Origin of the sequence: Pantoea sp. sgz302252 (assembly GCF_047713085.1) — a bacterium.
Taxonomy (GTDB): domain Bacteria; phylum Pseudomonadota; class Gammaproteobacteria; order Enterobacterales; family Enterobacteriaceae; genus Scandinavium.
On the sequence record NZ_JBLFJW010000020.1, the window covers coordinates 44,943 to 59,118 of the forward strand.

General features: G+C 48.3%; 11 protein-coding genes. 4 read left to right on the forward strand and 7 right to left on the reverse strand.

What is annotated here, in order from left to right:
* Nucleotides 1-44 precede the first annotated feature (44 nt).
* From recG to gmk, 5 genes are read right to left on the reverse strand one after another with little or no spacing between them, the layout of a single operon-like run.
* Entirely contained in the window at nucleotides 45-2,126 is a 2,082-nt protein-coding gene (recG, locus tag ACLW56_RS15715; RefSeq protein WP_330984730.1) for an ATP-dependent DNA helicase RecG, read from the reverse strand.
* A 2-nt stretch (nucleotides 2,127-2,128) separates the two neighbouring features.
* Nucleotides 2,129-2,818 carry a tRNA (guanosine(18)-2'-O)-methyltransferase TrmH gene (gene trmH, locus ACLW56_RS15720; protein ID WP_330984686.1) on the reverse strand — a complete coding sequence of 230 codons (690 nt, stop codon included), beginning with the start codon at nucleotides 2,816-2,818 and terminating at the stop codon, nucleotides 2,129-2,131.
* A 4-nt stretch (nucleotides 2,819-2,822) separates the two neighbouring features.
* Entirely contained in the window at nucleotides 2,823-4,934 is a 2,112-nt protein-coding gene (spoT, locus tag ACLW56_RS15725; protein WP_330984687.1) for a bifunctional GTP diphosphokinase/guanosine-3',5'-bis pyrophosphate 3'-pyrophosphohydrolase, read from the reverse strand.
* Nucleotides 4,935-4,953: 19 nt separating this feature from the next.
* A complete protein-coding gene (gene rpoZ, locus ACLW56_RS15730) occupies nucleotides 4,954-5,229 on the reverse strand; it encodes a DNA-directed RNA polymerase subunit omega (RefSeq protein ID WP_031523238.1) in 276 nt (91 codons plus the stop codon).
* 54 nt (nucleotides 5,230-5,283) lie between these two features.
* Nucleotides 5,284-5,907 carry a guanylate kinase gene (gene gmk / locus ACLW56_RS15735; RefSeq protein ID WP_330984688.1) on the reverse strand — a complete coding sequence of 208 codons (624 nt, stop codon included), beginning with the start codon at nucleotides 5,905-5,907 and terminating at the stop codon, nucleotides 5,284-5,286.
* Between the two features lie 253 nt (nucleotides 5,908-6,160).
* Between gmk and ligB the strand changes: the two genes are divergently transcribed.
* Entirely contained in the window at nucleotides 6,161-7,846 is a 1,686-nt protein-coding gene (ligB, locus tag ACLW56_RS15740; RefSeq protein ID WP_415377890.1) for an NAD-dependent DNA ligase LigB, read from the forward strand.
* On the opposite strand, the gene ACLW56_RS15745 is transcribed toward ligB, so the two are convergent.
* Nucleotides 7,840-8,457: a trimeric intracellular cation channel family protein gene (locus tag ACLW56_RS15745; protein ID WP_330984689.1), complete on the reverse strand. Its 618-nt coding sequence runs from the start codon at nucleotides 8,455-8,457 to the stop codon at nucleotides 7,840-7,842. The two genes, ligB and ACLW56_RS15745, sit on opposite strands and share 7 nt — an antisense overlap.
* A 196-nt stretch (nucleotides 8,458-8,653) precedes the next feature.
* On the opposite strand from ACLW56_RS15745, the gene ACLW56_RS15750 reads away from it, so the two are divergent.
* The 3 genes from ACLW56_RS15750 (at nucleotide 8,654) to ACLW56_RS15760 (ending at nucleotide 13,030) form a co-directional block, all read left to right on the forward strand.
* Nucleotides 8,654-9,043, forward strand: coding sequence for a hypothetical protein (locus tag ACLW56_RS15750; protein WP_330984690.1), 390 nt, complete (start codon nucleotides 8,654-8,656; stop codon nucleotides 9,041-9,043).
* 277 nt (nucleotides 9,044-9,320) lie between these two features.
* Nucleotides 9,321-12,302: an N-6 DNA methylase gene (locus tag ACLW56_RS15755; RefSeq protein WP_330984691.1), complete on the forward strand. Its 2,982-nt coding sequence runs from the start codon at nucleotides 9,321-9,323 to the stop codon at nucleotides 12,300-12,302.
* A complete protein-coding gene (locus tag ACLW56_RS15760; RefSeq protein ID WP_330984692.1) occupies nucleotides 12,299-13,030 on the forward strand; it encodes a hypothetical protein in 732 nt (243 codons plus the stop codon). Before ACLW56_RS15755 ends, ACLW56_RS15760 begins: the two co-directional genes overlap by 4 nt.
* Nucleotides 13,031-13,165: 135 nt before the next feature.
* On the opposite strand, the gene ACLW56_RS15765 is transcribed toward ACLW56_RS15760, so the two are convergent.
* Nucleotides 13,166-13,915, reverse strand: a complete 750-nt coding sequence (locus ACLW56_RS15765) for a KilA-N domain-containing protein (RefSeq protein WP_330984693.1) — start codon at nucleotides 13,913-13,915, stop codon at nucleotides 13,166-13,168.
* Nucleotides 13,916-14,176: the final 261 nt, after the last annotated feature.

Here is a 14,176-nt window from a genome sequence, read left to right on the forward strand (position 1 = left end):
ACGTACTCATTGTGAAAGCTAAAATGGCACGCAGCCGCGAAGGGCTACGCGTTGGAATAACGTTCGGTTTCCGGCATCCAGCGCTCAATTAACGCCAAAGCCTGCTGCGGATATTTTTCGTGAATGTGGCGTGCGATGCGCTGAACATCGGGAATAATGGCCTGATCGCGCAGCAAGTCAGCGACTTTGAATTCAGCGTTCCCGGTCTGGCGCGTGCCCAACAATTCACCCGGACCACGGATTTCCAGGTCTTTTTGCGCAATCACAAAACCGTCGTTGCTGTCGCGTAAGACCTGCAGACGTTTTTGCGCTGTTTTCGACAGCGGCGCTTTATAGAGTAGTACACAGTGAGAAGCGACCGCGCCACGCCCGACGCGCCCACGAAGCTGGTGCAGCTGTGCAAGCCCCAGGCGTTCCGGGTTCTCGATAATCATCAGGCTGGCGTTGGGCACATCCACGCCGACTTCAATCACCGTAGTGGCAATCAGCAGGTGCAGCTCGCCTTGTTTGAAGGCCTGCATCACTGCCTGTTTTTCCGCGGGTTTCATGCGCCCATGAACAAGGCCGATATTCAGTTCTGGCAGAGCGATTTTCAGCTCTTCCCAAGTGGCTTCCGCCGCCTGTGCTTCCAGTAAATCGGACTCTTCAATCAGGGTGCAAACCCAGTAAGCCTGGCGGCCTTCGTGTGTGCAGGCGTTACGTACCCGGTCAATAATCTCGTTGCGACGTGTATCAGCAATGGCAACGGTTGTCACAGGTGTGCGTCCTGGTGGGAGTTCGTCGATGACCGAAGTATCCAGGTCGGCATAGGCTGTCATCGCCAGGGTGCGTGGGATGGGCGTTGCGGTCATGATCAACTGGTGAGGATGGAAGCCCTGCTGCTGGCCTTTTTCCCACAGCGCCAGACGCTGGTGCACGCCAAAGCGGTGCTGTTCGTCGATGATAACCAATGCCAGGCCGTTAAATTGCACCTGTTCCTGGAAAATGGCATGCGTGCCGACAACCATCTGCACCTGACCGCTGGCAATGGCTTCCTGCTGCGCCAGACGCGCTTTCCCTTTCTGTTTGCCAGCAAGCCAGCCTACTTCAATGCCGAGCGGCGCAAACCAGTTACGGAAGTTGTTGGCATGCTGTTCTGCCAGCAATTCTGTCGGTGCCATCAGTCCAACTTGCTTGCCGTGAGCAATAGCCCGCAGTGCGGCAAGGGCTGCAACCAGTGTTTTACCTGAACCGACATCGCCCTGCACCAGGCGCATCATCGGGATATCCTGCGCCATGTCTTTTTCAATTTCGGCCACCACTCGCGCCTGTGCGCCAGTGGGTTTGAACGGCAACGCTGCCAGCAGGCCGTTTTTGAGGTCGTCTTTGGCGCTGAGCGGCTCGGCATGATAACGCTGCGCGCCAGCACGCAGAGCAAGCATGCTGAGGTTATGCGCCAACAGCTCTTCCATAATCAGACGGCGCTGGGCGGGATGTTGGCCGCTTTCCAGATCGGTTAACTGCAATGACGGCGGTGGGCGATGAAGGGTGCGCAACGCTTCAGGAAGGCTCATCAACCCTTGCGCAAGTTCCGGCGGCAGCAGTTCGGCAATGGCGCAGGTATCGAGTAAATCCAGCGCCTGATCGGTCAGTTTCCTCAACGTCGCCTGGCGTACGCCTTCCGTTGTGGGATAAACCGGCGTCAGCGTTTCCTGTAATTCCGGCTCGCTTAAATCGCCCTGAATGCGGTATTCAGGGTGGATCATCTCAGCGCCGTATTTTCCACGCTTCGCTTCGCCGTAAGCCAGCACGCGGCGGCCTGTGGCGAGACTATTTTTCATCGCCGCGTTGAAGTTAAAGAAGCGCATGGTGAGGATGCCGGTGCCATCGCTTATCTGGCAGGTCATCATTCTGCGGCCGCCGAAGGTGATGTTGCTGTTGAGCACCTCACCTTCTACCGTGGCGTAAATGCCCGGCAGCAGGTCGTTGATAGGGTAAAGATGGGTGCGATCTTCGTAGCGTAGCGGCAGGTGAAGCAGCAAATCCTGTACGTTTAACAGGCCGATTTTCGCCAGTTTGCTTGTCTGCGCAGCGCCAACGCCAGTGAGTGCGCTGAGCGGCACGGCATCCAGCAGGCGGCCTTTCATGGCTATTTCGCCGCCTGCATGGTGGACCACCAGGCTTCGTCTGCCTCGATTTCGCCCTGGGTATTCACATGCGGATAAGGCAGCTTCTTGCGCTTCGCCACGTGTGCCAGCACCGGGTAGCCGCCTTCGAACAGCAGGCGCTGTTGTTCCTCATCAGGCAGCATGCTGTTGGCACGTTTGTACATGCCTGCGTTTTGTCGCTGGCGCTGCGCTTCATAGAGGATCAGGGCGGATGCCACGGAAACGTTGAGAGACTGCACCATGCCCGTCATCGGGATAATAATGTCCTGATCCGCAAGGTCCAGCGCTTCCTGGCTAATGCCGGTTTTTTCCTGACCCATCAGAATACAGGTCGGGCGGGTGTAATCTATTTCGCGGAAATCGACGGCTTTATCAGACAGATGCGTGGCAAGAATTTGCATCCCGCGACCTTTCAACGTGCTAACGGCTTCACCAATGGTCGGATGGGTTTTCACCTGCACCCAGCTATTGCTGCCTGCAGCGGCAGACACCATGGTACGCATGCGGCTGCCCGGCCAGACGGCGTGCACTTCATGGACGCCGACGGCATCGGCAGTGCGAACAATCGCCGAGACGTTATGGGGTTTATGGACCTGCTCCATGCAGACCGTCAGATCAGGCTGACGCCTGGCGAGCATCTCACAGATACGCGCATAACGCTGTGGATTCATAACACTAGTTTCGGTTACGGGTGACTTTAATCACATCCGGCATGACGCGAATTTTACGCATGATGTTAGCCAGATGGACGCGATCGCGTGCCGTCAGACGAATAAAGGCGCTGTAGACGCGACCATCTTTCTCTTCGGTATTCAGGCTCTGAATGTTCGACGAGGCGGTGTTAATCGCGGCGGTAAGATTCGCCAACGCACCCTGATGGTTGAACATATCCACCTTAATTTCGGTGATAAATTCCTGTTCGGTCTCTTTATCCCATTCGACCGCCATGAATTTTTCCGGCTCTTTCTGGTAACCGCGAATGTTTCGACAGGACTCGTGGTGGATAACCAACCCTTTGCCTGGGCTAACGTGGGCGATAATGGGATCGCCTGGAATAGGGCGGCAGCACTTAGCAAAGGTGATCAGCACACCGTCCGCGCCTTTAATCGGCAGATGACCGTGACCGGCAGGCGTTGGCTGCGCTGCGCTGGCTTCGCCCTGCTGAAGGTTTTTCGCCACCACGACGCTCATGGCGTTGCCAAGGCCGATTTCAGCCAGCAAATCGTCCAGCGTCGCAAGCTTCATACGCACCAGCTCGCGATGGATGTTTTCCTGAGGAATTTCAGCCAGTTTACGGCTGCCACCCAACGCATGGTTGAGCAGACGACGGCCGAGGCTCACGGAATCATCACGCTTAAGGTTTTTCAGCAACTGGCGAATTCTGGCGCGCGCTTTGGAGCTGACGACAAAGTTCAGCCACGCGGCATTCGGGCGAGCGCCCGGTGCGGTGATGATTTCCACGGTCTGACCGCTGCTGAGCGGCTGAGACAATGGATAAGGCTGCCTGTCGACACGTGCGCCCACGCAGGCGTGACCGATATCGGTGTGCACTGCATAGGCGAAATCGACCGGTGTCGCGCCAGCGGGAAGTTCGACAATGCGGCCTTCCGGGGTGAAAACATAAATCTCATCCGGGAAGAGATCAGATTTTACGCTCTCAATGAATTCAAATGAGCTACCCGCGCTCTGCTGCAGTTCCAGCAGGCTTTGCATCCAGCGCTGGGCGCGGATTTGCGCGGTGGTACTGCTCTCGCCGTTCTCTTTATAAGCCCAGTGTGCGGCAACACCCATCTCTGCCATCACGTCCATGTCTTCGGTGCGAATTTGCACTTCGACCGGCACGCCATGAGGCCCGATCATGGACGTGTGCAAAGATTGATAGCCGTTCGCTTTTGGAATGGCAATGTAGTCTTTCACACGGCCAGGACGTGGCTTATACAGGCTGTGCATCTGCCCCAACACGCGATAACAGGTATCAACGTCATGAACGATCACGCGGAAAGCGTAGATATCCATGATCGAGTGAAAACGCTGCTCTTTGAGCACCATTTTGCAGTAGATGGAGTAGAGATGCTTTTCACGACCGCTGACGCGACAGGGAATGCCCGCTTCCTGCAAACGCCCGTCGATTTCCGAGAGGATTTTTTGAATCATCTCTTTACGGTTGCCACGCGCGGCTTTCACCACTTCTTTGATGACCCGATAGCGGTTCGGGTACAGCGCTTCAAAACCCAGCTCTTCGAGCTCAGTTTTAATGTGATGAATACCTAAACGGTGGGCCAGCGGGCTGTAAATTTCCAGCGTTTCACGGGCGATGCGGCGACGTTTGTCCGGGCGAAGAGAGCCCAGCGTGCGCATATTGTGGGTACGGTCGGCGAGTTTGATGAGGATGACGCGGATATCTTGCACCATCGCCATAATCATCTTGCGGAAGTTTTCGGCTTGCGCCTCTTTCTTGTCGCGGAACTTGAGCTTATCAAGTTTCGACACCCCTTCTACCAGTTCAGCAACGCTTTTACCAAAAAGCTGCTCCATGTCCTGGTAGGTGGCGGGGGTATCTTCAATCACATCATGCAGCAGGGCGGCCATCAGCGTTTCATAGTCGAGTTTCATCTCGGCCAGAATGCAGGCAACGGCTACCGGGTGCGTGATGTAGGGTTCACCGCTTGAGCGTGTTTGTCCCTCGTGAGCATCACGTGCAACGAGATAAGCCTGCTGAAGACGTTTGATTTGGTCTTCAGGCAGGTAAGTTTGAATCAGTTGATTCAGGCTCTCAAACAGATACAAGGGCGACCCGCAGGGTTAATTAACGACGACCTTCAGCAATGGCGGTGACGGCCTGCAGTTCTGCGGCTTCCTGCTCTTGCTGCTCCTGGCGCTCACGCACGTCGAGGATCTGGTTGTTGATCAGACCTTCTTCGATTTCGCGCAGCGCAATAACGGTGGTTTTATCGTTTTCTTCCGCAACCAGCGGATCTTTACCGCCCACCTGCATCTGACGAGCGCGACGCGCGGCGACCAGTACTAAGTCAAAACGGTTACCAATTTTCTCTACAGCGTCCTGAACAGTTACGCGTGCCATATAGTTGAAGCTCCACAGGTGAAGAAATGACTGGGCATGATACTGAATGTGGGTTCAGTCTGCCAATAGTTTGCTGATTAAAGCGTCATGACGCTGCTTTTGGCGGCTCATGCGCAGACGTTCAGCACGAATGATGGTTTTCAAATCGCCGAGGGCGGTATCAAAATCATCGTTCACAATCAGGTAATTATACTCAGCGTAGTGGCTCATTTCTGCAACCGCCTGCGCCATGCGTTTGGCAATGACTTCTTCGCTATCCTGACCACGACCCCGCAGACGGCGGTCTAATTCGTCTTTCGACGGCGGCAGAATAAAGATACTGCGTGATTCTGGCATCGCTTTGCGAATTTGCTGCGCGCCTTGCCAGTCGATATCGAGAAACACATCAACGCCGCTTTTCAGCACTTGCTCGATGGTTTCACGCGAGGTGCCGTAATAATTGCCAAACACTTCTGCGTGCTCAAGAAACGCATCTCTGTCGATCATTTCTTTGAATTCGTCGTGATTCACAAAGAAATAGTGTTCACCGTGCACTTCACCAGGACGCGGCGCGCGCGTGGTGTGCGAAACAGAAACCTGGGTGTCATACAACGGTTGGGTTTTCAGTAATGCCTGAATCAGGCTGGATTTACCCGCGCCACTAGGGGCAGAAACAATATAAAGCGTGCCTTGAGCCATGAGAGTCTTGTGTATGTGAGTCGAAAGAAAGTCTACATACGAGCCTATTATACACGTCGCCGCTGAGTGACGTAGCCCCCGTCACACTTTTTGCCTCAGTTTCTTCCCTTTTGCGTACTGTTTTCCTGATTTCTTTGTTTATTCCTGCAACAACGCTGATTTCTCTGAAGCTGCCACGCATTCCACAAAAGTCGCGCTCGAAACGCTTTTTTTATCGCGTTACAACCTGCCGCAATCAGGCAGGAGAAACGAAATGAAAGGGATAACGCGAAGAATGATTGTGCTGGCGGTAGCGCTGACAGGATATGAAGCCCAGTCAGCTTGCCCCAAATGGTCAGAAGCCCAGGCGACGCAAGAAATAGCGCGGCTGGAACATCAATTATCACAATGGGATGCCGCCTACTGGCAATTAGGGAGAAGCGACGTGAGTGATGACCAGTATGATCAGCTCAGTGCTCAGTTAAGGCAGTGGCAAGGCTGCTTTGGCACAGTGTCAGAAGAACCTGCATTACCGCGTCTGAAGGGGAGTGCGGCTCATTCGGTGGCGCACACTGGCGTGCGTAAGCTGAAAGACCCGGTATCGATGGCGCAATGGATGGCCGACAAAACCGATCTCTGGGTTCAGCCGAAAGTTGACGGTGTGGCGGTCACGCTTGTTTATCGCAATGGAAAGTTGCTTCAGGCCGTCAGCCGCGGTAACGGGCTGGCAGGAGAAGACTGGACGGCAAAAGTAAAACAAATGCCATTAGTGCCCAAAATTCTGCGCGGTGAACTGGCAAATAGCGTTTTGCAGGGAGAGCTGTTTCTGCGCCGCGAAGGCCATATTCAGCAAGCGATGGGGGGATTGAACGCCAGAGCCAAAGTGGCCGGGGCTTTGTTGAGCAAGACTAACAGTGCCCTGCTTAACGATCTCTCCGTTTTTGTCTGGGCCTGGCCAGATGGGCCCGCTCAGATGTCAGAGCGCCTGATGTTGCTCAATGAAGCTGGGTTTCCCTACATCCTGGAGTATTCACGGCCGGTGAAGCGGGTTTCAGAGGTAGAGGCTCAGCGCCAGGCCTGGTTTTCTACACCTTTGCCTTTTGTCACTGATGGTGTCGTGGTGCGTTCGGCAAAAGAACCGCCTGGCCGGTTGTGGCTTCCTGGCGAAGGGTGTTGGGTTGCGGCCTGGAAATATGCGCCTGTGACGCAAATTGCAGAGGTGAAAGCTATCGAATTCAACGTCGGGCGAACGGGAAAAGTCTCGGTGGTTGCTTTGCTTGAAGCCGTTCAACTGGATGATAAGCAGGTTCAGCGAGTCAACGTGGGTTCGCTCAGACGTTGGAATGAACTGGATATTGTGGCAGGCGATCGCCTGAACATCAGCCTTGCAGGTCAGGGGATACCCAGAATCGATGGCGTTGCCTGGCGAGCAACTGAGCGGCACAAGCCGAGCCCGCCTCTCTCATCACTGACCTTGTCGACCTGTTACTGGGTGTCAGAGGAGTGCCAGCCTCAGTTTCTGTCGCGGATGATTTGGGCCGGGAAGCAGCTAGCCGTGGATAGTGTAGGTGGCGTGTTATGGCGGCAACTCAGCGAAACACACCATTTTGAGCATATTTTTTCGTGGCTGGCGTTGAGTGAAGCGCAGTTAGAGCAGACGCCTGGCATTTCCCCTCATCGTGCCCGGCAGCTTTGGCATCAGTTCAACCTGACCCGGCAGCAGCCGTTTTCAAAGTGGCTTCTGGCGATGGGGATCCCGCTTAACCAAAAGGCCTTGCTGAATATTAAGGGCCGAAGCTGGCAGCAACTGGTGGAATTACAGGAAGCTGAATGGAAAAAAATCTCATGGATTGGCACTCAGAAAGCCAGCCAGATGGTGCGCTGGCTGGCAGAACCGCAAGTGAAATCGCTCGCGCTTTGGTTAGGTGAGCAAGGGATTGCGGGGTTTAAGCCTCAGTGAGCGCTGTGCTTGTAGTGAAAAACAGGCAGGCCGAGTTTCAGGCGAAGTGCCAACAGCCGCAGGGTAAAGCCGAACAGCAGTGTGGCGATCACCACCACATCGTGGCTGCTGACATAGTGCTGAAGGGCAATATAAAGCACGGCAGACGCGAAGGAGACACCCGCATACAGCTCTTTCTGGAAGACCAAAGGAATGCGCTTACAGAACATATCTCGCAGAACGCCGCCAAATACGCCGGTCACGACGGCGGCAATCGAAGCGATCACCGGGCCTTCACCCATATCGAGAGCGATTTGAGCGCCAATGATAGAGAACACCACGAGACCCAACGCATCAAGAAGCAGAAACAGGCGGCGCAGATGTGGCATCACCGGGGCCACAATAGTGGTTAACACGGCGGCGGTAGCAACGATGATCACATACTCAGGATGCTTCACCCAACCGAGCGGGTAGTGACCGAGCAGAATGTCGCGTACGGACCCGCCGCCAAGCGCAGTGGCCGTCGCGATGATGATGACACCAAAGGTATCCATGCGACGACGTCCGGCGGCCAATGCGCCCGTCATCGCTTCCGCGGTGATCCCAATCAGATAAAGAATGTGTAGCAGCATGTTCGCCCCCGTCGATGATGGCGGGAGAGTAGCGATTTGTGCGATAGATCACGATTGAGAATTTCTAAGGCAAAGTGAAAAGGATTAGTTTTTCTAATTAATAATTGCTTACTGGCTGCTGCTTAACGAATAAGTGATTCTATTTATAGATTAGAAAAACTATTACGTTTATCAAAAGTTGAAGGAGCGGGAGACGATGAACATTTCTGCAATGTTAAAAGCGCTGGCGAACGGGGTCAATCCGGAGACGGGCGAGTTTATGAGTGCTGGCTCGATAGTGAATCAGCCTGATGCAATCCGATTGTTGTTCACGCTTTCTGACGAAATGGCCGAGGAGCCTGAAAAGCAGAAAAAGGGAAAACTGACGGCGGAGGAGCGCCAGCAGAAGAACATCGCGGAAGGCCGCCCGGCAAAATCTTATTTTCCGTGGACGGAATTAGAGAAGGGCTTGCTTGAAGAACGCTTTAGGGCTGACGAAACCATCGAAGTACTGAGCGTGAAGTTTGAACGTTCAATCAGAGCTGTGGCTATTCAGCTGGAAAAGATGGGGCTTATCACCGCCGAACAGTTATTGGCATTATCGTAAAAGAAAAGGCCCGTTAAAACGGGCCTTAGGTGTGGATCTGAACTTTGAATTTGTTAACAACAGCATGATTATTATGGGTATTTTATTGAAAAGTGTTTTTTATGTACACTCTTAAGTACTCAGAAGAGTGATGTTTTTATGGCTTATTCTAATCATGAGGAAGGCTCTACTGAATTAGAGCATTTTGGTAAAATAAGTCTGTCGTTCTAGGATCCAATGAGTTAGGATAAAGATATACATTGTCAAGTTTAATTTTGATTCGGAGCGGTAGGCACATATGGGAGCACCAATCACTGCGCTAAACGTTGCTACTGCGTTAAGTGTTCCTACGGAAAAAGTACTGGAACTTAGACCTACTTTGCTTTCTCCAGAGCATCTGGACTTTATTGGCTTAGTTCGTGCTGGTGAGCAACATAAATTTGTACCAAATGCAGTTGTTTTGCATAATGAGCAACCTTTCATTTACATCATTGATGATCAAAAAACGAGTAATGTATCTGAAAGAGAGCTGCAAAATTCCATACGTTACTTGGGACTCAGAGCTGATGCCCCGTATGCGGCTGTTGTTAGACCCGGTATAGTTCAGGTCTATACTTTATCTAACGTACGTGATGACCAGCAGCCATTGATCGAGGCTAATCAGCTTGAGCCTAGTATTCTTGCGCGATTAATAACTGGTGATGTTCAAGTAAACCCTCGAAGTGAAATTAACTTTGGCGCGCATGAGCTCATGCTCGAACTCCTCAATTCGGTTACTGACCATCTTGTTCATGCTAAAGGTATAGATCCTAGTGAAGCTTTGGCTCTCGTTGGTCGGGCGCTATTTATGAGGTTCTTGGCTGACAGGGGGATTATTCCTGAAGTTAATCCAATGCCTCATGTAGAGAAGATCCAAGATTGTTTCAGTACAGCTATATCAGCTTCCGCATCTTGTCATTGGTTAGACAAAACCTTTAATGGTGATCTTTTAGAGCTTCCAGATAAAGGCTCTATTGAGTATTTTGATTGTTTAGATTCTCGTACTGGATCTTTAAAAGACTTGACCGCTATTATGCATGGCGATCGGCCTTTAGGTGAGGGGGTATATCAAACCCAGTTTTCTTGGGGTGACCTGCATTTTTCATATTTGCCAGTAGGATTATTAAGTCAAGTATATGAGGTATTTGCTCACCGCTTTGATAAACGCGCAGCAAAGAGTCAAAGCGTCTACTATACTCCGCACCACATAGCTGAAAATCTGATCAATCAGGCTTTTAAATGTCTGGGGACTGCAGCGCATAAAGCACGCATTCTTGATCCAGCTTCCGGCGGGGGAGTTTTTCTTCTAGCTGCCTTTAGGCGTTTAGTTAAGGAGAAATGGCTTGCTACTGGAATTCAACCAAATACTCAAACTATCCGTAATATTCTTAACAATCAATTAGTTGGTTTTGATATTAATCCGGCAGCAAGGCAATTGACTGCATTAGCTATATATTTAACTGCATTAGAACTTGATCCAGAAGCTGAAAAATTGAAGGATCTGGTTTTTACCCCATTGCAGGATAAGGTTCTAATTGCTGCCGAAAAATGGTTGAAGTATTCCCCTGAATTAAATCTTGGTAGCCTTTCTCCAGAAGCACTTGAAACGTATGGTGGTAAATTTGATTTAGTTATAGGAAATCCACCTTGGACTGCTACTAAAAATTCAGAACGTCGTGAAGTTTTGAATTCGATAGTTGCTGCGCATATGGCTGAACGTGGGTTAGAAGCAGTGCCTAACCCTGATGGTGTCCCTGATCTTCCATTTGTATGGGCGTCAACTAGATTAGCAAAACCTGATGGGATTCTGGCGTTCGCACTTCATGGCCGTATACTAACAAAAATTTCTCCAATTGGTCATGCCGCTCGAGTCAGTCTTTTCCAAGGTATAGAAATTAAATACATCCTAAATGGCATGGAGTTACGAAACACATCTGTATGGCCAAATATGTCTGCGCATTTTTGTTTGCTGGTAGCACGTAACAAACGTGCAAATAAAGAGAGCCAATTTCATGCTATTACGCCTGTGGAAGATCCTGCCCTGAATCGAGTAGGCCGTATTCGCATTGATAGCAAGGATGCATGGACATCAGATGTGGCTATGGTTGAGAAGACTAGTTATCTATTCAAGACATTGGCAAAAGGGAATGCTCTGGATATTGAACTACTCGAGAGAATTGAGAATCTGTATCCTAAAAGTCTTGCGGATTATATAAAAGATGCATGTCTTCCTGCGACACATGGTTATCAGACCAAACAAGCTGGCTTTCCTGGTGTAGACTCAAGCTTTCTTAATGGCATGAAAAATATGCCTAAGCCTCAGGATTCAAATTGGTATATTGCACCAGTTAGTCTTTTTGATGATATGCAATTTAAACGTGTCCATAGATTGCGCGAGAAAGAAAACTATTATGCACCATTAGTATTATTGAGAGAGTCACCCAGTTCTAAAGAAGATTGTCCGTTGGCAATGATCTCTTTTCATGACGTAGCTTACAATCGTTCTTATATTGGCTATAGTTGCAAGAATTCAACTGAGCCAGAATTATTAGCCGTATATTTATTTACTTTGTTCAATAGTCGTCTATTTTTATATTTTACATTAATGACAAGTAGTAAAATTGGTTGTGAGAGAAGTACACTACAAAAAGCAGAAGCAGAAATGTTTCCATTTTGCTCATTTAGTGAGTTGAATGAGGAGCTTAAAAATGATTTGGATTTTATTAAAATGGCGCTTTTGTTTAATGTTTTTGACATCGAGGATTTGATAGAGGATTTTGTCCGAAAACTATATCATCTGAGAGTTGGTGACATTAATCTTATTAATGATAGACTTGCTATAAGTTTGCCTTTCAAAAAAAATCGCACTAATTCTGTAAAAATAACCGATCGAGATACCATTGATAGTTTTATACGAACTTTAGAATCAACATTACTGCCTTTTGATATGAGTGATACACCACTAGATATTAAGAAATCTGATTATGTTGCTTCCTCCCCTTGGATTTTTATAAAGCTTGGTGGGCAAGATAATATTAAAAATATCAATCCTGAACATCTAATTTCTGCAATAGGAACGGGAAATATGATGGATGCTTCATTAGTTGAAATTCCATTTGAAGATGCATTATATATTGGGATTCTCAATCAACGGAGATATTGGTCAAGTACATCAGCAAGGACACTAGCTCTTGATTTGATTAAACGAGGTCATCCTGTTTTAAATAGGGGATACAAATGACAGTGCTCGTCGGAAATCCTCTTCCATTTGTAACTACACAGAATGGTTTTCCTGTACAAATTCCACCGAATATTATTCGTGTTGTTGCACAGGCGATTAGATACGTCTGGGAAGAAATAAAGGAAAATCCAGCAAAGCATCTTGTAAGCATAAGTTCAGGAGCTCCAGAAGAGGATGTTTATACTGATGCTATTTGTAACATGCTATTACAGATGCTAGAAATGGAAGTCCCTGTTGTTCCTGGTTTCTCAGGTGATACATTTGAAACTGTTTGTCGAGGAGAAAATGTTCCTAATTACAATGGAAAACTTCTCAATAAACAACCAGATTTAATTATAAGACTTTCAAATAATCCATTATCTATAACTCGCAGGCTTGTTGGAATCTATATTGAGAGTAAAGTTGTATGTATGGCAAAACCAGTTCGTTTATATACGACTGAAGGAATGTCACGCTTTGTTAGTGGTGATTATGGATGGACTATGCAAGCTGGAATTATGCTTGCTTATCAAAAACCGAAGTTTCGGGAATTGTCCTCACTTGAGGAACAATTATCCAAAGAAAAAGAACTTCAAAGTAATATGCTAAATGGAAAATATTTATCCTCACCTAAAACTTCAATTCCATTTACTGTATTGAGTACTCACAAAAGACAATGGAAATATTCTAATGGCGGTGAGCCGGGTGAGATCAGTATTTGGCATATGTGGGATTTAGTTATTCCATGATTATTATATTAAAATGGTTAGACTATTTTTGATTTGGATCGTTTTTGTCTTTATAAGAAGTTTTGGTTGATTTTAATATTTAAGTTTTTGTGGCGTGATAATAGCAGTGCTTAAAATTAAGCACTGCTATTATTATTATGGGGTTGGGAGAAGCAATGTTTTTATAAATTGCAATGCTTGCTGGTCTCGTTGTCCAAAGTAACGTGTGGCATGGGAAGGTAACCATACTTCATTAAAATGACGTTTAAAATCTTCGTATAACTCAATAGGGTATAGCTTCGCTTCAACTCTGCGTCCATCAGGGTATTCATGTTCATATGTGGGGAATGAATTTGGTTCAATACCCCGTATTTCTCGTAACCACTTACAAAATATTCGGCCTTCTGATATGTCAGGAACCATTTCTTGAGGTAAGGTATAACCTGCTTGTTCAAGAGGAGCGATTAGATTGAGTGTTAACTCATTAAGCATTGAAAAATGAGTATAAGGTACTTTTGCTCGATTTTGTAAGTATCGCTCAAGGTGTATTGGGAGAACAGGTTTAGCTTTACCTTGCTGCCATTCAGTAACCCATTGAGATACTTTTACTGCAAATTTAGCAGAAAGCCACTGAGCAAGGTTTATTGCTAAATAAGGATGAACCCACGTTCCTTGTAGCCTTGGATTACCGCCACTTATAACATGTATTAATTGCTGTTCTGGTAGTCCTGTCTGAGCTATTAATTCTACTAAAAATTCATTAGTAGATTTAAGTACTCTATAATCAGAAAACCGCTTACCAACCGACTGACATAATGCAGTTGCACTTATATATCCATCACCTGCACGTTGAGGAATTATTTCACCTTCTTCAACCCGAGGTATCAACGCTAATTGTTCAATCATGTTTCCTATTCCTTTGGCAAGTAATGCTGTTTAGAGTGGGAATGAGTAAAACTATACATTTTTTCTATAGGCTAGCGTAGCTGGTAGATACTGCACTTTGAATTTTACCATACTAAATCAACACTCGGAACACCATTGAACAACGATTTGGTGATGTGCATCTTGGGCCAGCTATGAATGTTATTATTTTTTCACTTATTCATAAGTTAGGTAACTATATTTGAATACCTTAGGATGATCAGAGTATCAAGAAATTAAATT